18 protein-coding genes and 1 riboswitch are annotated in these 22,701 nt (G+C 41.0%); of the genes, 6 read left to right on the forward strand and 12 right to left on the reverse strand.

Annotated elements, in window-relative coordinates:
- Nucleotide 1: 1 nt before the first annotated feature.
- The 8 genes from AC1ECF_RS07550 to AC1ECF_RS07585 all read right to left on the reverse strand — a co-directional run bounded on the left by AC1ECF_RS07550 (nucleotide 2) and on the right by AC1ECF_RS07585 (nucleotide 13,115).
- Complete coding sequence (locus AC1ECF_RS07550) at nucleotides 2-1,435, reverse strand: alpha-amylase family glycosyl hydrolase (protein ID WP_480388789.1); 1,434 nt, start codon at nucleotides 1,433-1,435, stop codon at nucleotides 2-4.
- Between the two features lie 679 nt (nucleotides 1,436-2,114).
- Nucleotides 2,115-2,486 carry a YisL family protein gene (locus AC1ECF_RS07555; RefSeq protein ID WP_480388790.1) on the reverse strand — a complete coding sequence of 124 codons (372 nt, stop codon included), beginning with the start codon at nucleotides 2,484-2,486 and terminating at the stop codon, nucleotides 2,115-2,117.
- Between the two features lie 43 nt (nucleotides 2,487-2,529).
- Entirely contained in the window at nucleotides 2,530-3,426 is an 897-nt protein-coding gene (locus tag AC1ECF_RS07560) for a fumarylacetoacetate hydrolase family protein (protein ID WP_480388791.1), read from the reverse strand.
- A gap of 69 nt (nucleotides 3,427-3,495) precedes the next feature.
- Nucleotides 3,496-4,668, reverse strand: a complete 1,173-nt coding sequence (locus AC1ECF_RS07565; protein ID WP_480388792.1) for a DUF418 domain-containing protein — start codon at nucleotides 4,666-4,668, stop codon at nucleotides 3,496-3,498.
- A gap of 8 nt (nucleotides 4,669-4,676) precedes the next feature.
- On the reverse strand, nucleotides 4,677-8,381 hold the full coding sequence (gene addA, locus AC1ECF_RS07570; RefSeq protein WP_480388793.1) for a helicase-exonuclease AddAB subunit AddA: 3,705 nt from the start codon (nucleotides 8,379-8,381) through the stop codon (nucleotides 4,677-4,679).
- Nucleotides 8,368-11,862 (reverse strand): helicase-exonuclease AddAB subunit AddB, encoded by a 3,495-nt coding sequence (gene addB / locus AC1ECF_RS07575; RefSeq protein ID WP_480388794.1) that lies wholly within the window; start codon nucleotides 11,860-11,862, stop codon nucleotides 8,368-8,370. The genes addA and addB overlap by 14 nt, the downstream gene beginning before the upstream one ends.
- Nucleotides 11,863-11,941: 79 nt before the next feature.
- Nucleotides 11,942-12,481: a signal peptidase I gene (gene lepB, locus AC1ECF_RS07580; RefSeq protein WP_480388795.1), complete on the reverse strand. Its 540-nt coding sequence runs from the start codon at nucleotides 12,479-12,481 to the stop codon at nucleotides 11,942-11,944.
- Nucleotides 12,474-13,115, reverse strand: a complete 642-nt coding sequence (locus AC1ECF_RS07585) for a TVP38/TMEM64 family protein (RefSeq protein ID WP_480388796.1) — start codon at nucleotides 13,113-13,115, stop codon at nucleotides 12,474-12,476. The genes lepB and AC1ECF_RS07585 overlap by 8 nt, the downstream gene beginning before the upstream one ends.
- A 109-nt stretch (nucleotides 13,116-13,224) precedes the next feature.
- Here AC1ECF_RS07585 and AC1ECF_RS07590 point away from each other — a divergent pair, with 109 nt between their 5' ends.
- The 6 genes from AC1ECF_RS07590 (at nucleotide 13,225) to AC1ECF_RS07615 (ending at nucleotide 18,561) form a co-directional block, all read left to right on the forward strand.
- Complete coding sequence (locus AC1ECF_RS07590; protein ID WP_480388797.1) at nucleotides 13,225-13,926, forward strand: AzlC family ABC transporter permease; 702 nt, start codon at nucleotides 13,225-13,227, stop codon at nucleotides 13,924-13,926.
- 1 nt (nucleotide 13,927) lies between these two features.
- On the forward strand, nucleotides 13,928-14,239 hold the full coding sequence (locus AC1ECF_RS07595; protein ID WP_480388798.1) for an AzlD domain-containing protein: 312 nt from the start codon (nucleotides 13,928-13,930) through the stop codon (nucleotides 14,237-14,239).
- 117 nt (nucleotides 14,240-14,356) lie between these two features.
- Nucleotides 14,357-14,460: riboswitch (SAM riboswitch) on the forward strand.
- Nucleotides 14,461-14,674: 214 nt separating this feature from the next.
- A complete protein-coding gene (locus AC1ECF_RS07600; RefSeq protein WP_480388799.1) occupies nucleotides 14,675-15,700 on the forward strand; it encodes a methionine ABC transporter ATP-binding protein in 1,026 nt (341 codons plus the stop codon).
- Complete coding sequence (locus tag AC1ECF_RS07605) at nucleotides 15,690-16,352, forward strand: methionine ABC transporter permease (RefSeq protein ID WP_480388800.1); 663 nt, start codon at nucleotides 15,690-15,692, stop codon at nucleotides 16,350-16,352. Before AC1ECF_RS07600 ends, AC1ECF_RS07605 begins: the two co-directional genes overlap by 11 nt.
- A 12-nt stretch (nucleotides 16,353-16,364) precedes the next feature.
- Entirely contained in the window at nucleotides 16,365-17,216 is an 852-nt protein-coding gene (locus tag AC1ECF_RS07610; protein WP_480388801.1) for a MetQ/NlpA family ABC transporter substrate-binding protein, read from the forward strand.
- A gap of 139 nt (nucleotides 17,217-17,355) precedes the next feature.
- On the forward strand, nucleotides 17,356-18,561 hold the full coding sequence (locus tag AC1ECF_RS07615; RefSeq protein WP_480388802.1) for a M20 family metallopeptidase: 1,206 nt from the start codon (nucleotides 17,356-17,358) through the stop codon (nucleotides 18,559-18,561).
- A 530-nt stretch (nucleotides 18,562-19,091) separates the two neighbouring features.
- Here the strand turns inward: AC1ECF_RS07615 and AC1ECF_RS07620 are convergent.
- From AC1ECF_RS07620 to AC1ECF_RS07635, 4 genes are all read right to left on the reverse strand, one after another.
- Nucleotides 19,092-19,691 carry a hypothetical protein gene (locus AC1ECF_RS07620; protein WP_480388803.1) on the reverse strand — a complete coding sequence of 200 codons (600 nt, stop codon included), beginning with the start codon at nucleotides 19,689-19,691 and terminating at the stop codon, nucleotides 19,092-19,094.
- Nucleotides 19,692-19,754: 63 nt separating this feature from the next.
- Complete coding sequence (locus AC1ECF_RS07625; RefSeq protein ID WP_480388804.1) at nucleotides 19,755-20,771, reverse strand: DUF2268 domain-containing putative Zn-dependent protease; 1,017 nt, start codon at nucleotides 20,769-20,771, stop codon at nucleotides 19,755-19,757.
- Between the two features lie 480 nt (nucleotides 20,772-21,251).
- Complete coding sequence (locus tag AC1ECF_RS07630) at nucleotides 21,252-21,506, reverse strand: CsbA family protein (protein WP_480388805.1); 255 nt, start codon at nucleotides 21,504-21,506, stop codon at nucleotides 21,252-21,254.
- A gap of 8 nt (nucleotides 21,507-21,514) precedes the next feature.
- Nucleotides 21,515-22,681 carry a PDZ domain-containing protein gene (locus AC1ECF_RS07635; RefSeq protein ID WP_480388806.1) on the reverse strand — a complete coding sequence of 389 codons (1,167 nt, stop codon included), beginning with the start codon at nucleotides 22,679-22,681 and terminating at the stop codon, nucleotides 21,515-21,517.
- Nucleotides 22,682-22,701: the final 20 nt, after the last annotated feature.

A 22,701-nucleotide genomic window follows, 5' to 3' on the forward strand; every position in this document is an offset into this window, starting at 1 on the left:
CCTATTTTGTTTCCTCATCTTTTCTTCGTTGTTTTCCTTTTCTCCAAACAATAACGAGAAAAACAATAAATAATAGATAAGAAACAGCCATTGCAATAATATAAGAAGTATTGAGACCTTTTCTATCGGTTACCTGAAACACTTCCACAATTTCACGGTCTATCACTAAGCGATAAGATCCATCGTCTGACGGTCGAACCACATCAGATTCGAAAATGCCCCTTAGCTCCTTCTCTTCTCCTACAACTTCACTTGCTATATCTATTCTTTGCGTTTTGGAAGTATTATTTACTACTACTATAAATGTTTCATCCTCCGAAGATCGCTTATAGACAATATAGCCATTTTCATTTTTTATTAGCTCCAAATCACCAGTTCTCATGGTTTCGGATTTATTTCGAATGGAATGGATGTCTTGAATATATTCAATCAGCTCTTCATCTACTCGGAAGTTCATGATTTGGTGTGCATCTTCCCTTTTCTCACCATTCATCGCAATCTCGGTACCATAGGTCATATAAGGCACGCCTGGCAAAGTAAGAATGGCTCCCATCGCATTCTTGATACGAGTGGGAGGAAACATATTTTCTAATGCACTATAAACCGTGAATCTTGGTGTATCCACACTATCAATCATGACAAGCTGATTAGATGCTATTTGGTCGATTCCTTCAGTAGAGAGATCAACATTTTTAAATGCATTCCGGAAAATTTCAAGCGATTCTGAACTGTATTGGGTATCAAAGTTCCCTTCTGCTTCCTCCAAAGTAATGACATACATCGGTGAGCGAATTTCTTTTAATGCTTGTATCAGACGGTTAATAAAATCAGACGGAGCACCCTCCAATTCAGATAGTTTCACTCCATCAATTTCATATTTCTGAGCAAACCCAACAAACACTTCGATTAAAGCATCTTGAACCTCTGGGTTCTGGAGATTTAATTGTATTCTTCCATCTTCATTTGATTGAACCCAATCTGCTTTAGTGGCCCACGCATGATTTTCACTATAGTTATTTAGCGGAAATTCTACCATGATCTTCATATTATTGTCATGGGTCTTTTCAATTAAGGTTTTCAACTCTTCTTCCGTCCCGAATTGCTTCTCTAATTCATCGAAGCTAAGAATTGCTTTGCCATCATAGCTTTCTGTCGAGAAGACTGGTCCAATTGATAGAATAGTAAAGCCCATATCCGAAATATGCAACAGCTTTTCTGTTACCCCTACAAAATCTCCACCGGCAAACGCAGCAGGGTTCTTCGTATCAATGTTATAGTCATTTGCTGATAACTGATTAAAATATCGGTCTACTAATAAATCATAAATGCTTTCATCCTGTATGGTTTCATTTTCTTCAGCAAATACAGTAGGAATATTGTAAATCAACAAGCTACCAATAAGTAGCAGTGATAACACAAACTTTTTACATGTCAAAGGAAATCCTCCTTATAATAAGAACTTGTCCATCGTTAATTTTAACAAAGGTCCGTTCTAATCGCTATTATTTACGAAGAATTCCGTATTTATAATTCGTCTAAACTGTGAAATCGTGGTTGATAGGAGGAAGTTTAAAGACGAGAAGTTTATTACCAATAAAAGAGGTATTACACACCAAGTTCTAGAGATATATCTTACATTGATAGACAACTAGTTTTTGCGAGAACACCCACAGTTCCGAGCGATAGATTTACTAGCGCTCGATACAACCTCAGTTTCGCACGATAGAACCACCTATATCGCTCGGTACAAACCCTTTTTCGATCGGTAGATCCTTCATATCGCACGATAGGACTCTAGTTCCGAGCAATAGATTCCTCTGCGAGCAGTAACCCTTCATTTCCGCGCAATAGACTCCTTCTTTCGAGCGATAACCCTCTCCAACCGCGCAGTAGAGTCCTAGTTCCGAGCGATAGATTCCTCTGCGAGCAGTAGGTCCTCATTTCCGCGCAATAAACCTCTTCTTTCGCGCAATAGCCCTCTCCTATCGCGCAGTAACCCCTCGTTTCCGAGCAATAGATTCCTCAGCGAACAATATTCCTTACCACTCAATAATTCCCCAAATAAAAAGAGCATAGACTCGCAAACTGCGAATCTATACTCTCTCGTTCTGTTATTAAGCTAAGAAATTGAAACCCATTGGCAATTTGAAGCCAAGGAATGCAGTGATAAAGAAGAATACAAATACTAGTACTAGGAAAGTAGTATATGGCTTTCCTTTTCCTTTTTTCACTAAAGCCATCTCCATCATTCCGATTACTAGAAGACCAGCAATGAACTTAAATCCGTAAAGCATTCCTTCACCGTAGTCCATTCCTTTGATGAATAGTGCTACACCAGTAGCTATAATTAGTAAGTAATCCACTCGTAAAATCATGTGTACAACTTTTGGGTTCTTGATAGCTAATGCAATAAAGAAAAGAATTAATCCTACTGCCCAAGTTGTAATGTGTAAATGCGTATTTGCTAAAATATCCAATTGGCTCACCTCAACATCGTTTAATGACTTTATTGTAGCACAATTCTAGCAACTACTCGAATTTATTCACTAGAGTTCCGATGCCTTCAATGGAAACTTTCACAATATCTCCAGATTTTAAGAATTTAGGTGGATTGAATCCTTTTCCTACCCCTGCTGGAGTGCCGGTTAGAATCACGTCTCCAGGCTCTAGTGTTACGACCTTCGAAATCTCGCAGATAATGTCCTCAACCGAATAGATCATATCGGATGTTTTTCCGTTTTGTCGTATTTCGTCATTTACCTTTGTCACAATCGTTAAGTCCTGTGGGTTTGGAATTTCATCCTTCGTTACTACGTACGGTCCCATTGGACAGGAGCATTCAAGGCTTTTTCCTAAAAAGAACTGCTGATGTTTCTTTTGTAAATCTCTCGCTGTAATGTCATTTGCTATTGTGTAACCGAATATATAGTCATAGGCCATCTTAGAAGGAATATTCTTCCCTTCTTTTCCTATAACGATGGCAAGCTCGCCTTCATAGTCTAAGGAATCCGTTATATCTGAATGAATTGGAAGTGTCTGTTCATCCGCAGCGATACTTGTTGGTGCTTTGGTAAATACCACAAATTCCTCTGCTACTCCTCCCATTTCTTTTGCGTGATCTGCATAGTTTTTCCCAATTGCCATTATATTTTTAGGTGTTCTAGGGATTGGCGCTAGCCATTCAATTTCTGTAAATGCACGCTTAAAGATATTAGGGTTTTCTTCCTTCAAAGCTGCTTCCACTAATACGCGAATCTGTTCCACAAAATCGATACCGAAGCTTACACCTTGGACGATAGTGGCCGGGAAACTTGGAAGTATCTGAAGCTGTTCCTGAATTGTTAGTACATCCCACACTGCCTCTTCCTTTTTCACCTTAGGACCAAAGTAAATTTTGTCGTTTATTCGGTATGACAACAGTTTCATCTATAACACTCCTCCAAAGAAATTTACAATCTATTCATCTAGTCTATTATACTTTGACAATGTTTTCATCTATTTTGTTGAACTATTTGAATAAGTCAGTTTTCTCCAGACTAGCTCTACTGGTCCCTGCTTAAATTTCGTAAACCAAATCTCTGCAAAAATGATTTGGAGCACATAAATCCCAACGGCCATCCACGTTCCGGTGCTTACATCCACTCTACCGTACAACGCAAAGCCATACGAATAAAAGATAGTAGTCGCAATAATGGATTGCATCAGATAAAGGGTCATCGACATACGTCCCGCTTTTCCGACAGGCGATAGGATCTTCGCCACGATTGGCATACTACAAATAAGAGCTAAGAACCCTCCATATGCAATCGCTTGAAGTGCTCCACCAAATAAATCACCTGCTGAACTATAAAAAATATTAGCTTCCTTTGTAAATGGCAACCATTTAATATATGTTCCCACAATGAAGGATACTAAAACAGTAATAATCCAAAAAACCTTCAATTCTTTTGCTCGCTCGATAAGCTTAAGCTTTGACGCTGCTGCCCCAATAAGCAAAAATGGAAGTATATTGGTGATGGCGAGTAGAAAATTAGAGCCCCACTGATTCATATACCACCAATCTGCCAGGTTTCGGGATAAAATCTCTCCCCAGCTTCCCTGTGAATAAGCTAAGATAGAAGCTTCTACCTCTTGCATTCCTGCATATACGGTTAATGCTTCTGGGTCTATAAGGCTCGCTATATATACCAGCCCCATCAACAGACCGTTTGGTATTAGAAATAGCACAGCCCCAATAACAAATAGCCATACTGGCTTCAAACTCATTAATAAGATAAGCAATAACCCAGCAAACGCATACGTAATCAGTATATCTCCAGACCAAATTAGAAAAGCATGGATACAACCAATTCCTAATAAAATCAGTAGTCTTCTAACAGCAAGCTTCCAAAAGGAAGTTCCCGCCTTTTCTGATTTTGTAAACTGCATCGCAAGCCCATACCCAAACAGCATGGCAAATAACGGATACACACTTCCTTGCACAAATATATCAATCCACTTAAACGTCTCATAATCCTGTGGATTTTGATACCATGTGTAAGGATTTACATAAATATAAGGACCATGAAAAAACAGCATATTCACTACAAAAATCCCTAGTAATGCAAACCCCCTCATAATATCGATGGACACAACTCTCTCTTTCTCTTGCGTTGGTAAAATCAACATACTTCCCCCTAAATAGAAACTGTTTTATTTATATCAAATAGATATAGAATCTTTTCTTTAATTTTGATGTGTAAAATTTCTTCCAGTGCCTTTGCATATAAGGAAAGCTGGACCTCGTATCGATGTTCCATTTCCTTCTTTAGCATTTCTTCATTTTCAGCTAAATGTCTTACTCGGTCTGTTTTATAATCGAGCAGCACCCATTGCCCGTCCTCTAAAAATAGGCAATCCACTACCCCTTGGATAATTTGTCTATCGCCAAGCTCATCCTCCAGAACATATGTAAAAGGAAATTCCCTCATTACCTGCTCGGCATTTTTTAAACGATCAAATATAGTGGAATGAAAGAACGGCTCTATTTTTCTTGGGTTGATCGCTTCCTTCTCGGCTTCGCTAATAATTTCTCTTTCTACTAGCCTCTCTGCAAAAAGCTTAATCTGTTCCTGTGTTTTTATTTCCTGCAAATCGATGTGCTGCATAAAAGCATGGACTGCTGTTCCCGCCTCTGCACCTGTAAGACGAGAGCCCTCTTGAAGAAAGGATGGTCTTTTTGCCACTCTTTGCTGATAGCTTGCTGGACTTTTCGTTTGAAAGTATTCTTCGTCATCTCGTTCCATGAGCAACATCATCCGCTTTATCTCACTGACCGTTTGCTTCGAGCGTTTTTGAGTGGATAATTCATAATGGTATCTTGTGTCAAATCTTCTTTTTACCTCTCCCAAATGGATGTCTGGTTGAGTGATAAGCTCTTTTAAATTCGTTTGCTTCGTCTCTTCTTTCTTCTGCTCCACTTTTAGTGCATCTATCGGGATTGCCTTTAGCCTCCATTTAGACTCACTACTTACAATGTTGGCTTCATTGATGGACGAAAGATGCTGGTAATCGACGTGTCTCGCAAGAGCAGGCCCTATCCAATCTAGGTATCCCTTAGCCTTCGCCCGCACATAGTCAGGCAGCATCTCGTGGCTCAATAAATACTGCGCATCCTCCCATTTTTCAAGCGTTTTGGCTAGGTCCTTGATGGTAGCCACCAAATAGAGATGCTCTTTTGCTCTTGTCATCGCTACATAAAGCACCCTCATTTCCTCTGCCTTCAGCTCCATCTGTTTCTTTTCCTTGATAGATAAAAACGGCAGAGAGGTGAAGGATAAACGCTTCACTGGATCGATTGCTTTCACAGCTAGTCCAAAGTTTTGGTCAAATAAATACGGTTCATTAAAATCCATCTGATTGAAAGAGCGCCCCATTCCAGCAAGGAAGACAACTGGGAACTCCAATCCTTTCGAGGAATGAATCGTCATAAGTCGTACAACATTTTCCTTTTCACTGATTGCTCTTGCTGCTCCAAGGTCATCTCCTCGCTTACGCATCCGGTCAATGAACCGTAAGAAACGGAACAGCCCACGGAAAGAAGTTCGTTCATAATCCTTTGCACGGTCATGCAGGATTCGCAGGTTTGCCTGACGCTGCTTGCCATTCGGCATTGAGCCGACAATCTCATAATAATGGGTGTCTAAATAAATTTGCCAGATTAAGTCTGCAAGAGAACCCCTTCTACTCAAGTTTCTCCAATCCTCAAACTGAAGCAAGAAGCGTTGCAGCTTCTCTCCTGTCTCAGCAGATAGTCCAGAGCCACCTTTCGATACAAAGGTCTTCAATGCTTCATAAAATGGTTCCTTAGGTGCGGATAGACGAATCAAGGACAGCTCTGATTCTGTTAATCCAACAAATGGTGCTCTTAACACGGATGCCAAAGAAATATCCTGGTAAGGGTTATCGATCGTTCGCAAGGTATGAAGCATGATTAATACCTCGATTGCTTCAAAATAGCCCTTCGACAGCTCAGCGTATAAAGGAATTCCCGCCTCTTTAAATTGCTCCGTAACCTCCTGCGACCATGTCATGGAACGCATCAAGATAACAATATCACTATATTCTAGTGGTCTTGCTTGCTTTTTCCATGGGTCGTACACAGTGTGGCCAGTACGCATCATCTCTTTTATTTTCGAGATAATATAACGAGCCTCTGCTTGCGATTTTTTTAAATCCTCTTCAGCTCTAGTTGTCTCCGATTCCTCTTCCTCTATCTCCACACTGCCATTCTCTACCTCATACAGTAATGCCAGCTCCACTGCCGCATCCTTGTCATCATAAGGTGCCTGTGGCTTTAGGGAAGCTGCATCATCATACGCAATCTCTCCAACCTTTTCTCCCATAACTTGCTGAAATATATAGTTGGTCGCATGGAGTACCTCTTGTCGACTTCTAAAGTTGGCATTCAAATCTATTTTAATTCCAGAGTTATCTGGTATTTCCTTAAACTCTCGGTACTTACCTAGAAAAAGCATAGGCTCAGCTAAACGGAAACGGTAAATGGACTGCTTCACGTCCCCAACCATGAACATATTGCCGTCTGGCTCTTGACCGCTTTTCACTAGCTGAAGAATGGTTTCCTGCAGCAAGTTGGTATCCTGATACTCATCCACTAACACTTCTTTGAAGCGGGCTTGGTAGTCCATTGCAATAGCAGACGGTATTAGATTTCCTTCCTCATCTCTGTCCGTCAGAATCTCTAGAGCGTAATGCTCTAAATCAGAGAAATCTACCAGACCTCTTTCATTTTTCGCAGCCATATAACGGTCGCCATAAGTAATCGCAAGCTCGGTCAAGGTACGTAAATGGGGTGCCATTAAGCGCATTTCTTCTAAAAGCCGCGCTGGGGTTCTCATGAAATACTTTTCTTTTATTTCGTTAACTATTTTCTTCACTCTATTTCGTTTGTCTGCTGCTTGCTTTTTCAGCTTTTCATCACATGAGTCCTTCCGAATTGCCGCTGCTTTTCCCCAGGTGAGACCTTGGAAATAAAAATAAGTATCCTCCCATGACCCTAACTTCAATAATTCAACGGCTCCTTGTATCAATTGCTGATCCTTGTCTGCGGTATCTGCAAGGGGCGCTGGTCCATTCGGCAGTTTTGCCAATCGCTTGATTTCCTCGGAAACTGCTATTGCCTCCTCCAGCTGATGAATCAAGGAAAGCTTTAACGGTTCAATAAAAGGCAGCTCGTCAATGGTCATATCTGCCGGCAATTCATAAGCCGCTGGGATCGCACGTAGCCACTTTTCCGGCTCCGGATGAACTCTTGCATAGGAGTATAGCTTGTCTATCATGATTTCAATCGACTGGTCATCACGGTCGCTCGTAAAGCTATCGGATAATAAATACATGGGCTCTGGGTTCTCTAGCTGATATGCCTCCTCCAAAATATCTGCTAACACATCGTCACGCATCAAGGCAGCCTCTGTCTCATCTGCGATTCGAAATCCTGGATCGATGGAAAGCATATAAGAATACTGACGTACAATATTTAAGCAAAAGGAATGCAGCGTGGAGATCTGTGCCTTGTTCAAAAGGTTCAACTGCTTCCGTAGATGCGCTGATTCTGGGTCAGCTGCTATCGCACGCTCCAGCGCCTCTCTCATACGATGTCTCATTTCAGCAGCAGAGGCATTCGTAAAGGTAACGACTAAAAGCTCATCTACATTTATCGGATTCTCTTTTGCCAATACTTTTTGTATGAGTCGATCAATTAGCACAGCAGTCTTCCCAGATCCAGCGGCTGCAGCAACAAGTACGTCAGACCCTGTAGCCCATATTGCCTTCCATTGTGCCGGTGTCCATGTTAAATCCTTTGGCATTTCAGGAATGTTCATCTGTACTCATCTCCCTTTGAATCTTTTCTGCGATTATCTCTGGATTCTCTATTTTAATTGCTCTCACTTGCTGAGCTGGATCCTGTGGGTCAAATTGACATACGCTTCGATAGGAGCAATAAGTGCATGGCATTTTATCCTTTAAACGGTATGGATACACTCGCGTATCTCCTGCATTCATCCCGTTCCCTGCCTGCTCATGCTTTTTGCGCACAAAGGATTGCAGCAAGCGCATTTGTTCAGGCTCAACTACCTTAGAGGATGACTTGGAAAGCTGACCGTCTTTATTCATCCGTACCGGAAGCACCTTCGAAAAACCATCTATCTCCTGGTCCATTTCCATGACAACCTCTGGATCATCCAATAAAAGACCATTCATCTTATAGGATTTATAGATTGCATCCTCCAGCTCATAATCCCCTATTTCTTTAGCACTTTGAATAAGTGGATTATGCAGATGAACATATAGTACGCCAGCCGGCTCCGCATCCTCTTGAAGCCAAATCTTCGCATTTTCAACTGCCACATCTAAATAAGTCAGCATTTGCAAGGATAGTCCATGATACACCTCGTTCAAATCAATACCTTGCTTGGATGATTTATAATCAACGATTCTCATATACATATTGCCGTTTACATTTGCAGCATCCACTCGGTCAATTCGCCCACGTAAACGCATCTTCCGTCTGTTTTTTAATGGTATTTCAAGTGGCGGAAGCTGCTCCCCTGGACCAAAGCCTGCCTCTATTGCAATAGGCACAAAATTAGAGCCCTTTGCATGCTTGCTCATCGCAATTAACGTGTTGCCCACAATCTGCTCCAGCTTTCTCTGGATATAGCGATAGCGATTGGTACTTAACAGCAATTGATGGACAAATACCGGCACGATATAACTTACTGCTTCTTTGGCCAGTCTTAAGCATTGCTCTCTTGTCAGCTCACCCCATGTGACATTTAATCGCTTAGTTTCATCGGAAATCCACTTAAGCGCAGCATGGAACAAATCTCCCATTGCAGGTGGCTCGAGTCTATATTCGGAGCGTTCCTCCAGCTTCAGACCATAGCCTGCAAAATGTGCGAACGGACAGCTATAATACGTTTCCACCCGTGATACACTTGAATTGATTGTTTCCCCGTAAAGGGCAGCTGTAATTTCAGGGGCTAATCGTTCTGTCTTGTTCCCTTTTAGCATTGGCTTCAGTATTCTTTTTATTAACCTCGACCAATAAGGGTCTTCCATATAATATTGATAGACAGATTGCCAAACTTCCGGAAGCTCTCCTGAATCTATTGCCTCTCTCAGTTGCATAATCAAATAAGGCAACGCAGTTCGAGGATGGCTAATTACCTCTCTGTCTAGCCTTCTATCCTTCACATCTGTCGGATCAATTACCGCAAGCTCTGGTTTTATTCCGCCGACAAGCTGGTTTAGCTTTTTAATATACATCGAAGGAAGTAAGGCCTTCCCCTCACTATCAGCGATAGAATAAGAGACGAATAAATAATGAGAAGGAGTGACAAATGCCTTGTAGGTTAAATAATTTTCATCCAGCAAGCGCATTCGGGAGGTTGGAGCTAGCTCGAAGCCAACCTGATTAAACCACTCACGCTCTGAATCAGATAATAGCCCCTCATGATCAATTCTTTTTGGAAATGTGCCGTCATTCACTCCCAATACAAACACTGCTTTCATATGTGTAAGCCTTGCCGTATCGACATTTCCTATAATCACTTGATCCAAGGTTGGTGGAATTCTAGAAAATTCAAGCTGGTCGTAGCCCTCTTCTAGTATTTTCATTGCTTGATCAAGAGGCATTTCCTTTTCACCAAACATGAGGACAAACTGGTCTAGTACGTCGACCCACTCATTCCAAGCCTGCTCATGCTCCGATACAAGCAGCAGCTGTCCATTTTCTTCCTCATACGCCCGTAAGGCCATTAGCTTATCATAAACCTGGAGCTGCTCCATAAAGGAGTAGAGAGCTGTCGCATAATCTCTTCCTGTTTTTGCGTTCTCCAGCATTTCCACTAGCACTTGCATTGGTTGTACAAAGATATCTCTCGCAGCATGTATTTCGGCCTGAATAAGCTTTTCTTCATCTGTTTGAATTTTCGAGTAGAACTCCAAGCCCTTATATTTCTTATAAATCCACCGTTTTTCATCAAACCAGCGGTCTCCATATATCCCAAAGGAAAGCACAAAATTCTCTAGGCGATCCGCCCTTTCTCGCCATCTTGTTTTAGCTGATTCGATTGGGAAGAAAAGGTCCGTTTTGATTGCACGGAAAATAGGCTCGTACTTCCACTCGGACCGAATAATTTCAAACACTGTTCTACTTAGCTCAATGAGCGGATGATGAAGCATCGATTTCTTTTGACTAATAAAATATGGAATCTCGTATTGAGGGAAGGTTGTTTCTATTAAGCTCTCATAATTTTCCGCATCTCGATGTAGAATCGCCATATCCTTGTATCGAAACTGTTTGTCCTGCATCAGCTCTCGAATCTGTCTCGCTACTGCGTGAACCTCTGCTCGTTTATTCATTGCTTCTGTAATGCGTATATAGCCCTCTGTCTCGATAGTAGGAGCAGGGATTGTATCAAAGTTAGCCTCTAGATGAGCTAGCTCTGGTACTGCAAAACGACGAGACTCTGAGAAGTGGACTGCTTCCTCCACTTTCACTTGATCAACCTGTGCCATCTCTAAAAGTCTTGCTGCTGTATTAGCAGGCTGGAAGAAAAGTGATTGCTCGTCTAATGCGTCCGAAAGCGTTTCAAAAGGCAAGGCGACAGAAAGACGTTTTACCTTTTTCATCAGTGCATTGATAATTTCCAGCTCTCTTGTCGTAAACGAGGTAAAGCCGTCTATATAAATTTCCGCAGTCTCTAGCAAACTAGAATCCTGTATGTTATTTGCGAGAAGTGTTAAATACCCTTCTCCATCAATATAGCCTGCTCCTAATTTTTGCTCCATTAGCTCAAGCATGAACATTAAATCGGAGGATTTGTCTAGTAGTGTCTGAGGAGCGTTCATAGCCTCGAGACTTTGAAAGGCATTAGACATAGTAGAATAATCCAGACAGTATCTGCTGAATTCCTTTAATAATACTTCGACTTGATCCGTAAAGCCTCGCTTTGTCGAAGCACGATGGAATAACGTAAATTGATCCTTATGCTCTTCCAATAAGCTTCTGATAAGCATGCGGTAGCCAAATCCACTAATCTCCTCTTTTGCGATACCGCCTGTCTCCTGCAGTACTCGCCAGGCTAATCGTTTAAAGGTAGTGACCTGCGCACGGATAATCCCCGGCAAGCCGCTACGGGCAGCCAAATCATATTCACTAGAAAATGACATTTGATCTGGCACTATATAAAAAATTGGATCACCAAACGGAGCTTCCTGGATGGTGCTTATTATTTCCGTTTGCATGAATCTCGTTTTTCCTGATCCTGATCGTCCACTCACCATTCGAAATGTCAAACCAAGCAGCTCCTTTCCATAAAAAAATCCGAATAACTTCCCTCTCTCTATTGTACAAAACATAGAGTGTAGAGGGAAATTATTCAGAATGTAAATAGATGGTCATATCGGATATTGGCCAATATCTTGCTTTTACGACACCTACAATATCCTCTTTTTCAACAAACGAAAAATGCCTACTGTCAAGGCTCGACAATCGATTATCTCCAAGAACGAATACTTTATTTTTCGGAACCCGTTTACTGCCTGTCAGCTCAAGAAGATCAAAATCCTCTGTAAATTTCATCTCTGGCTGCTTATATGCAAGATGGGACTGTAGAAAGGGCTCTTCTATGTACTTACCGTTTATAAAAAGCTGGTCATTCTCATAGTGAATGGTATCACCTGGAAGCCCTATCACCCTCTTTACAAAGTCCTCCTCCCCTGAGCGGAATATCACGATATCCATCCTTTCCAGGCTAGATAACTTACTGACAATCACTCGGTCCTTATCAGAAAGAGTGGGCATCATGGATTCGCCAATAATATGATAATTGGTCGCAATCAACGCCTTAAATCCAAACACCAGGATTAAACCAATGACTATCGCTAATAGCCATTCCTTTACTTCTTTATTCAAGATTCTCTCCTCTTTTTCGGCTTCTCTCTAGTCTTATGTTTCGAAAATCTGCCTCTACCTTTTTGTCTAACCTCTTCTCCACTCTCTTTCCTACATACCAAAGAATCGCAATGAGGACAATAACGATTGCTGTTCTTATTGGCTGAGTGATTAAAGCCTTAATATCCGAACCGATAAAGCTAACCACAAATATCATAATTAGTTTACCCAGCGTCAATGTCCAAAAGTATGTATGCTTCTTCATATTTGATAAACCTGCGACTATGTTCACTAGCGCAGAAGGGGTAAACGGAAAACAGATAAATAAGAACAGCGGTCCAAATCCATTTCTCTCTACCCATAGTATTAATTTCTGGATTCGTTCATGTCTTGTAATAAAATTTAAAACTCTAGCTCGTCCATATTTACGAATGACCAAAAAGACGGCATAAGATCCTGCAACAGAGCCCACCCAAGTTAGTAAAAACCCAAAAAACAGACCATATGCTGTTACGTTTGCCACGATAAAAACAACGAGTGGCAAGAATGGAAGAAACGCTTCCAAGAAAGGAAGTAAAATACCAATTATCGGCCCTAATGCTCGATAGTCCTGTGCTAAATGTGTAAAATTTTCTATAGAAAACCAATCAGGCATACTTTTCCCTCCGCATTCCTATGTAATTAATCTTTCCCTTTTAGTGTATACATAAAACGACTTTCTTATAGTATAATTTCTTCATTATCATGAAGGTGGTGAGAAATTTGTGACTTTTTCAAAAGGCTTAAGGGCCGGGGTAAATATCGCTATTGGCTATTTTCCGATTGCCCTTACATTTGGACTTCTTGCAAAAACGGCTGGCTTAACTATCTGGCAAGCCACTGCAATGAGTATACTCGTTTATGCCGGAGCTGCCCAATATATGTCTTTGACGCTTTTGACGAAAGGTGTTGACCCTATTTTAATCGTTTTAAATACATTTGTCGTCAATATACGTCATTTCCTTATGACGGCATCACTGAGTGAAAAGATGCATCGGGAAAAAAGATGGATAAAAGGAATATATGCTTTTGGAATCACGGATGAAGCTTTTTCCGTTCTGGCAACCCGTAAAGAAGAAAAGCTCACAACCTCCTTCGCCTTTGGAGTGATCCTCATCGCATACAGCAGCTGGGTGGTTTTTACTGCAGTTGGACATGTCATTGGAGCCAATCTGCCGTTATTTTTTCAAGCTGCGATGTCCGTTGCACTCTATGCCATGTTTATCGGACTTCTAGTGCCCTCCATGAAAGGCAATAGAAAGGTGGTCATGCTAGCTTTAACTGCCGCAAGTATCAACGGCTTTTTTTATTGGACACAACTCTTATCTACAGGCTGGTCCATTTTAATCGCTACGCTGGCAGCTTCTATCCTAATTGAACTGATTTATTCCAAAAAAGCAAGACCCATCGTGAAAGGAGAGTCTTAATATGGGTGATTGGTATTGGTGGACCATCCTTGGCATGGCCATTGTTACATATATCCCACGTGCGTTCCCTTTGACATTTTTAGAAGGCAGGGAACTACCTCCTATCGTGTCTGGCGTGTTAGCAAATATCCCCTATGCCGTGTTAGGGGCATTAATCTTTCCAGCCATTCTTTATATCCAAGAAGGAAATTACTTATTTGGATTAATAGGCGCAATAGTAGCTTTTTCTTTGGCTTTTATTTTTTCTAATGCCATGACTGTTGTACTAGGAACTATTGGTGTTTTAGCAATTTATAGCCTTATTTTTTTATAGTACATCAAAACGATATTAATATTCAAAATAAAATTAATAGTAAAAATAACTTGACTAGTTTGACTAAAGCGTTTAAAGTTATAATCAATTCTTACAACAATTACATAGCGCATCACTTTCTTATCCAGAGAAACCGAGGGACAGGCCCAATGACGTTTCGGCAACAGGTTCAAATTTGAACACTGTGCCAATTCCTGCAAGCTTAGCTTGAGAGATGAGAGAGATGGTTTTTCAAATCTTTTGAAGAGCTCTCTTTTTCTTGTCTATCTGATAAGAAAAGAGAGCTCTTTTTGTTTAACTTCCTACTCCGTGCCAGACCCCATCGAGGTCTTGCCCAATTATAATAAGGCATTTAGCACATTTCTAATCAAGTCTCTTTCCTGGAAAGTAAGATGGCTACGTTGTTTGAAGAAGTATGATTCTAGGAGGGATCCCATGATTGAATTCAAAAATGTTTCAAAGACCTTTCTTCTTGGAAAACGAAAGGTGCACGCTGTAAAGAATGTCTCTCTTTCCATTGAGAAAGAAGATATTTTCGGTATTATCGGATTCAGCGGTGCAGGAAAAAGCACGCTGCTTCGCTTAGTGAATATGCTAGAGCGTCCTACAGAGGGTTCCGTTTTTATTCAAAACACAGACGTGAACAGCCTTTCCTCTAAGGATTTAAGAACGAGAAGAAGAAACATCGGGATGATTTTTCAAAACTTCAACCTCTTCCATTCTCGTACTGTAGCTGGAAATGTAGCATATCCACTAAAGCTTGCCGGTCTAAAAAAACAAGAAATAGACAAACGAGTAGAGGAACTGCTGAGCTTTGTCGGGCTAACAAGCAAGGCAAAGGATTTTCCAAGCCAGCTATCAGGTGGTCAAAAGCAGCGTGTAGGAATCGCTCGTGCACTTGCAACTTCTCCCGATATTCTGATTTGTGACGAGGCAACCTCTGCACTAGACCCAGAAACTACGGCTGATATTCTAAGGCTACTAAAAAAAGTGAACAAGGAATTTGGGATTACTATTTTGCTGATCACTCATGAAATGCATGTTATTCAATCTATCTGTAATAGGGTGGCTGTCATGGAAGACGGCGAGGTGATTGAAACAGGGGACGTTTTCGATGTATTCACAAACCCTCAGCACTCGACCACCAAACGGTTTATCCAATCCGTCCAGCAGGATCTCCCCTCCCCTACTGTGTTACAGGAGTGGCGAGAGAACGGTGGGAAAAAATTATATCAGGTCATCTTTAAAGGGGATGTTACAAACCAGTCCATCCTTTCCCAGGTTACGCAAAAACACCGCGTACACTTTAACATCGTCTACGGCTCTATTCGAGAGCTGCAGGAAAAGCTATTCGGAAATCTACTCATTTCCTTTGAAGGAGACCCGCAGGGAATAAAGGATGCCATTCATGAATTAACAACCATTGTAGAACTTCAGGAGGTGACACCAAATGAAGGTTGATTGGACGACATTTTGGCCAACGATTTTAGAATCGACTGGCGAAACGATCATCATGGTCATTGTGACACTGATTTTTTCCTCTATTCTAGGAATCAGTATTGGTCTACTACTTTTTGTAACTCGTGAGAAAAATATTTTAGAAAATAAGTTTTTGTTTCAATTACTAAATTTATTGATAAATATCATTCGACCGATCCCGTTCATTATTTTCTTAGTTGCCATTTCGCAGCTTACTAGATTAGTAGTCGGTTCAACGATCGGAATAGCAGGTGCCATCTTCCCGATGACCATTGTAGCCAGCTTTTCCATAGCTAGGGTCGTGGAGAACAATTTAGTAAGTATCGATACCGGTGTAATTGAAGCAGCTCAGGCAATGGGAGCAAGCCCACTACGTATTATCTTTACTGTGCTAATTCCAGAGGCACTAGGTCCACTGATTCTAGGTCTTACATTCACTACCGTCAGCTTAATCGACTTCTCCGCAGTAGCAGGAACAGTTGGCGCAGGTGGACTTGGACACGTGGCAATGACCTATGGCTATCAACGATTTGACGGAAGTGTCATGATCGTCACTGTACTGATTTTAATTATACTTGTGCAATTTGCCCAATGGATTGGAAATACATTATCGAAAAAATTCTTAAGACGATAAGGAGAGATTGACATGAAAAAAATTAGCTTACTACTATTTGCAGTAATTACAGCACTTGTTTTATCCGCTTGTAGCAGCTCATCAGCTTCCGAAAAGAAGGTCATCATTGGGGTAAACGGTTCTGACGGTGTCCAATGGCCAATCCTTCAAGAGAAAGCAGCAAAAGAAGGAATTGAAATTGAGCTAAAGGAATTCTCAGACTATACCCTTCCTAACAACGCACTTGCTGAAGGAGACATTGATTTAAACGCATTCCAGCATATTTCCTTCCTAGCTTCTTACGTAAAGGAAAGTGGCAATGACTTAGCTCCAATTGGTTCTACTATGTTTGCACCGCTTGGACTTTATTCAGAAAAAATTACGGACGTTAGTGAAATCAAAGCAAAAGACAAGATTGCAATCCCTGACGACCCATCTAACCAAGCTCGTGCACTTCGATTATTAGAGACGGCTGGTTTGATAACATTAGCAGACGATTTTGGACTTTACGGAGATCCATCTAAGATTATCGATAACCCATTAAACTTAGAAATCATCCCAATGACAGCTCAGCAAACACCACGAGTTTTACCAGACGTTACTGCCTCTGTTATCAATAACGGTGTCGCTGGTCAAGCAGGCTTCTCTCCCGGTGAGGATCCAATTTACAAAGAGGCCGGCGAAAGTGAATCTATCTACCCTTACGTGAACATCATAGCTGCTCGAGCTGAGGACAAAGATAATGAGGTATACCAACGTATCGTCGAGCTATACCAAGAGGAAGACATTAAACAGGCAGTAGAAGAGGATACAAAAGGCGGTTCGTCATTAGTAATTTTAACGAAGGAAGAATTAGAAAATACGTTTAATGATTTAGCAAAATAAAGAATTTTAAGTAGGCAGGGACCTTTTAGAACCAATTGATTAGAGTGTTGGCTAGCCTTTGCTTGGTTCCCAAGTAAAGCGTCTAGCCAGCACGAAATCAACTTATCATATAGCCCAACAAATTAAAGGAGGAAACTACATGAGTACAGTTATTGAAGCAACAGAGTTAATCGCAAAATCTATCGAGGAAAATAAAGACCTGTATATTCAAACGAGTCAAGAGATCCATGCAAAACCTGAAATCGGCAATCAAGAATTTTTCGCAAGCGCAAAGCATGTAGAGATTTTAACAAAGGCAGGCTTTGAGGTAACTACTGCAGTAGCTGGTCATGAAACATCCTTCTATGCTGTAAAGGATTCTGGAAAAGAAGGTCCTACTGTAGCATTCTTAGCGGAGTATGATGCTCTTCCAGGAATCGGCCACGCATGCGGTCATAATATTATCGGAACAACAAGCGTGGCAGCGGGAATCGCATTAGCAGAGGTACTACCTTCTACTGGCGGGCGTGTCCTTGTATTAGGAACACCGGCTGAAGAAGGCGGTCCTAACGGGAGCGCAAAGGGTAGCTTTGTAAAACACGGACTGTTAGAAGGGGTTGATGTCGCTATTATGATTCACCCTTCTGGGAAGACATCCTTAACAGGAGAGTCATTAGCAGTTGATCCACTCGATTTTCATTTCTACGGAAAAGCAGCTCACGCTTCCGGATCACCTGATAAAGGAATCAATGCACTAGACGCAGTCATTCAATTATTTAATGGGATCAATGCCTTACGCCAGCAGCTTCCTTCAGACGTAAGAATCCATGGAATCATTACACACGGTGGAGACGCACCAAATATTATTCCCGAATACGCTTCGGCCCGCTTCTACATTCGTGCAGAAACGTGGAAACGCACAGTAGAAGTCTCTGACAAGGTGCGAGCTATAGCTAATGGCGCTGCACTTGCCACAAGCTCTAGCGTTCGCGTTGAGCGCTTCCAAAACGAAGTACAGGACTTTGTCTTGAACTCTGTCCTTGATGAAGTTCTCCACCATGAGCTAGAAGCAGTAGGTGAATATGTACACACCGAAAAACGAAAAGGAAAAGGCTCTACAGATGCTGGAAACATCAGCTATGCTGTTCCAACAGCACATCCTCATATTAAAATCGGTCCAGATGATTTAGTCGGCCACACGATTGAATTTAGAGAAGCAGCAAAGTCTGAACTTGGCAACGAAGCTTTGATCAAAGGAGCAAAAGCAATCGCAAACGCAGGCTACCGCATCCTAACTGATGCAGAATTGCTTCACCGTATCCACAAGGAGCACGAACAGGCATTGGCTAGGAAAGCAGCACAGTAACTAAAAGAGGCTAGACAAATCGAATGATCAGCACTTATGAGATGTTTTGATAAATAAATCTCAAATTGAATTTGAATGTATGATTTGTTGAACCTCTGGTTCTTCGCATCGTCGGACGCTTGGAGTGGAGGCCGACAGGATGTTGGTCAGGAAAACGTTGTCACACGATGTGACGTTCTTAGTTTTCCCTCCACAAGGTAAGCCAGCACCCATCGCTAACGCGCGTGGTTGTGCTGTCTTACCTACCACCCTGCTCCCGCAGGAGTCGCCGACGCTGCTCCGAACCAATAGAGTTGCTTACTAAAAATAGATTATCAACAATTTAAAATACAGAAATAGTCTATATCTGTTAAGAAAGATCTTGTGCATCCTCTTTTTGATTAATAAACAACGACTTAAGGACAGCTAAGATAGTGTACAATACTTATCAAAGAGGTAGAGAAACTTTCTCCGCCCTATGTTGGAGCTGTTTATTTTCTTGTTCCTATACAAAACGCTCAGTATCTATTCTGAGCGTTTTTTAGTGAAATTCACTTTTTCCTCTTATAGCGATAGAGTAAAAGTAATATTGCCACGGCAATTAAAACACTAGCACTAACATACAAGACTAGGTACGGACTATTATTCCGACTATCAGAATCTTTTTCAGCCTTTACTTCTATTGTTTTGTAGGGTTGGGATGCTAGGTAATCTTCGAAGAATTTTATTCTTTCTTCATCTGATTCCTCCACTTTTCCGTTGTGAATTTGAATCATGCCATTTGGTCCTCCAACTGGTACTAGGAAATCAGCATCCTTCCTTGTTTCTAAGAATAAAAGAAATTCTCCATCTTCAGTCTGAAATCCCTCTGCCCATCCTACGTCATTATGGTCAATACCAGCTGTAATAATTTGTTCTGAAACATCTCCCTTATAAACATTTTTAATGTGAAAATCGAGGTTTTGAAAGATAAATCTATTCGGTTTCTCCTTGCTTGTAAAATCATATTTTCCAGTCACAATCACTTCAGCTCTATCCACAACCTCTTGTGGTTTTAGTTCAATCCATTTTGTAGCAGATGCTGTATTACTTATTATCATTATTGATAAATAGAAACAAGAAAATAAAACTATATAACCAGATTTCCTCATTGTGTTTCCTTCCCTTTTTTAGACATGAATTCATGTGCAAATTCCTTCTCTATCGTGCCCACCTTACTTTAGTAAATCTTTATACTCACTATCTTGAAGAAGGTTTTTGGAGGATAATCTTGTCCAATAAGAAATGGAAGTCTCCGGGTTATTCTCTAAATAGCTTTGAGTAATTTCAAATCCAATTTTGTAATTAGACCATAATGGAATACCTTTTGCTGAGTTCCCATCGAATAGATCTTTGTATATTTTAATAGAAGTTGAATCAGCGTTCTTCCTTATTTCATCCAAAACAATTACTTTAGATTCCTCAGATAGAGGCTCAGTCCATGGGGGAATTTTGTCAGGATAAACAATATGAGCAAAGGTATCTGCTTTCCCTTCCGAAAGGGACCGATCTAATACTGTAAAGAAAGCCATACCACCATTTGCAAGTAAGTTTATTGCATGGTGATATTCATGGGCAACCATATACTGTAACATATCTTTCTGAAAGGAAGTATCTATCTGGATGAATATATCTTGATCATTATATGTTACGCCAGCTACGCCCTCCATTTTATTTATTACAAAGTTATCTTCAGGTCTTAGTGGCATGATATATACATTTTTATCACCACCCGGTAGAAGTTCTGCAGATTTAATAAGCGCTTCCTCTATTAGCGCATTTATTTGCTCCTGGTTTTCAAGAAGTTGAATCGTATTTTGTTCGAACTGTTCGACTTCAGTAGAAAACGTAAAAGGATATTTCATAGATAATTCTAGCGAAGATTTTTCCTGCAAGGGCTTTAATACTTTTTCTACATACGCCCCTGGATTACTTTCGGATGGATTCTTTTTTACATAGTTCGTGTACGCCAGAACTTCTTCATAAAAAGGTATTATGTTAAAATTCTTTCCTTCATAAGAGAAACTAACTTCTTTTTGTGAAGGCAGTCTGCTTTCCCCCTCTATATCTCTCCCTTTCTCTTCATCAAGCGGAGGTAGTCTATTTTCATCTTCTTTATCTAATACTTTGTCATTCGAACAACTAGCCAGAAAAATCGAGGTCAAGATTATTAAACATACTATTCTCTTCACCTTACTACTCCTCTCTAAGAACCTTACGCAGCATCTTACATACGGAACAAATGAACAATAGTTTCAATTATTAGTAAAATTAACCATTTTAAACACAAAGGAAGCAGTAATTGATGAAAAATAGTTTATGTGAAATTCATTGAATAGATAGCTCATCACTCCTCTATGGTTTCATAGGACTTTATTGATGGTATCGACGGGCGGTAATACCTATGGTGCTAACTCGTTTGAAAGAGCAAAACTTTTCTAATTTATCTTTCGTTTCGTTAGAGAACTTTGTTGATGGTAGCGAAGGCGGCGACTCCTGTGGGATGAGTGAGAAAGACAAGACAGAACATCGGCACGCGGTAGCGTTCGGTGCTGGCTTGCCACTCACCCCACGGAAAGCGTCCGCCGAAAGCAGCCATCAACTATTAGTGAGCACCACGTCAAATGTGTTATAAATCCCCATAAAAAAAGAACTGCCCCAAATAGGACAGTTCATGAAGTCTCCGATTTCTTCCCTCTATTATTCATCTGAGTCGCATACCAAAAGCCAGCCGTCAACGACGCAGCATCAATCATATAAATCCACCAGCGATGCGTATACCCAGCATAAACAGATGCCGCAAACAGTGCCACCGTCAAAACAAGCGCCACATATTGATTAAACGTAATTCTAGTAAAGAGAATGACTAAAAGACCTGGTGCAAAAATAGCCAATACTAGCTGTGTCGTTAATGATAGTGTTTCCATTCAATCTCCTACCTTACTAAAATCAAACCAAGGCGATAATGATCATGTCGGAAAAGTACATGCTGACGGAGACGCAGCTCTCCATTCGTATCAATTACCTCCAGCCTACAATGAGCAGCATTGATTTGTACCGCCTCATAAAGCTCTTGTTCATTGATAACCTTTTGTCCATTCACCTTGACAATCTTCTCACCGATTCTAAGTCCCATCTTCTCTGCTGGCGAATCACTTAGGACGCCTGCAATCATCACACCATCTGACTGTGGTGAAACGGCAAATGCCCCGCTATGTTCCCTTCTGCTTTCCACAATAGCAATGATGATTCTTACCAATACCCCAATAACTAGAGCGATAACCCCAAGAATAGGATATAGATAACCGATTGCCGCAACCAATGTGACGCCAATTCCTAGCTGCCACACTAGCTTCCCATATCTAGGGAAGAAGTTAATTGCTAATGATTTACGACTGCTTTGCTGCAAGCCAATCACAAAGGGGAATAAGACAAAGGAAAACATGCTTTCCCCAATAGGGAATTGTGGCCAATAAGGCAAATATGTATGTACGATATCTCCCGGTACTACGATAAAAATCGGTAGTATCCATAGCCTCTTTGCCACATATTCCATTGCCTCTATGCCTCTTGCGGTCTTTACAAGTCTTGGAGATGCACTTTTTCCACCAAAGCGTTGGATAAGGATACCCTCTGCAATAAGCAGCAATCCTGCAAGTATTGCAAATGGAACGATAGCTTCATCTAATACTCCCTGTCCACGTACTTCCCATTCTAAGAAAGTAAAGGAGAGATCATAGAAATCCATTACCAAAAGTGTGACAAAAGTTAATCCAAAAACATAAATAGGAGAACCTAGCTGATAAACAAACAACAGCACCATGACTAGCATCCATACACTCAGAACGAACATCCAAGAGGAAGGAATGACTAATCCTACTAGTAAACTGAGAATAGATAGAATGATAGCTAATAGATAGCCTTCAAACAATCTTTTGACCTCTGTTCCTCCCCATAGCACTCTTGCTCTAAACTGTCTTCTTTCTCTCTTTACTCGGAAGTATCCGATCAATACTGAGAATAGAAGTGTTACATATAAAGCAGGATGAAGGAATACTCGGCCGATACCTCTCGCTAACTCTATCAAAATCTCCTGAACCATACGTAACCTCCTCGCTTGTT

The organism is Psychrobacillus sp. Z3-81 (assembly GCF_056620325.1).

Bases quoted from the DNA above. Each gene is read 5' to 3' on its own strand.
- AC1ECF_RS07560 (WP_480388791.1), bottom strand. From the start codon at position 3,426: ATGAAACTGTTGTCATACCGAATAAACGACAAAATTTACTTTGGTCCT.
- AC1ECF_RS07565 (WP_480388792.1), bottom strand. From the start codon at position 4,668: ATGTTGATTTTACCAACGCAAGAGAAAGAGAGAGTTGTGTCCATCGAT.
- addA (WP_480388793.1), bottom strand. From the start codon at position 8,381: ATGAACATTCCTGAAATGCCAAAGGATTTAACATGGACACCGGCACAA.
- AC1ECF_RS07585 (WP_480388796.1), bottom strand. From the start codon at position 13,115: ATGCCTGATTGGTTTTCTATAGAAAATTTTACACATTTAGCACAGGAC.
- AC1ECF_RS07595 (WP_480388798.1), top strand. From the start codon at position 13,928: ATGGGTGATTGGTATTGGTGGACCATCCTTGGCATGGCCATTGTTACA.
- AC1ECF_RS07600 (WP_480388799.1), top strand. From the start codon at position 14,675: ATGATTGAATTCAAAAATGTTTCAAAGACCTTTCTTCTTGGAAAACGA.
- AC1ECF_RS07605 (WP_480388800.1), top strand. From the start codon at position 15,690: ATGAAGGTTGATTGGACGACATTTTGGCCAACGATTTTAGAATCGACT.
- AC1ECF_RS07610 (WP_480388801.1), top strand. From the start codon at position 16,365: ATGAAAAAAATTAGCTTACTACTATTTGCAGTAATTACAGCACTTGTT.
- AC1ECF_RS07615 (WP_480388802.1), top strand. From the start codon at position 17,356: ATGAGTACAGTTATTGAAGCAACAGAGTTAATCGCAAAATCTATCGAG.
- AC1ECF_RS07620 (WP_480388803.1), bottom strand. From the start codon at position 19,691: ATGAGGAAATCTGGTTATATAGTTTTATTTTCTTGTTTCTATTTATCA.
- AC1ECF_RS07630 (WP_480388805.1), bottom strand. From the start codon at position 21,506: ATGGAAACACTATCATTAACGACACAGCTAGTATTGGCTATTTTTGCA.
- AC1ECF_RS07635 (WP_480388806.1), bottom strand. From the start codon at position 22,681: ATGGTTCAGGAGATTTTGATAGAGTTAGCGAGAGGTATCGGCCGAGTA.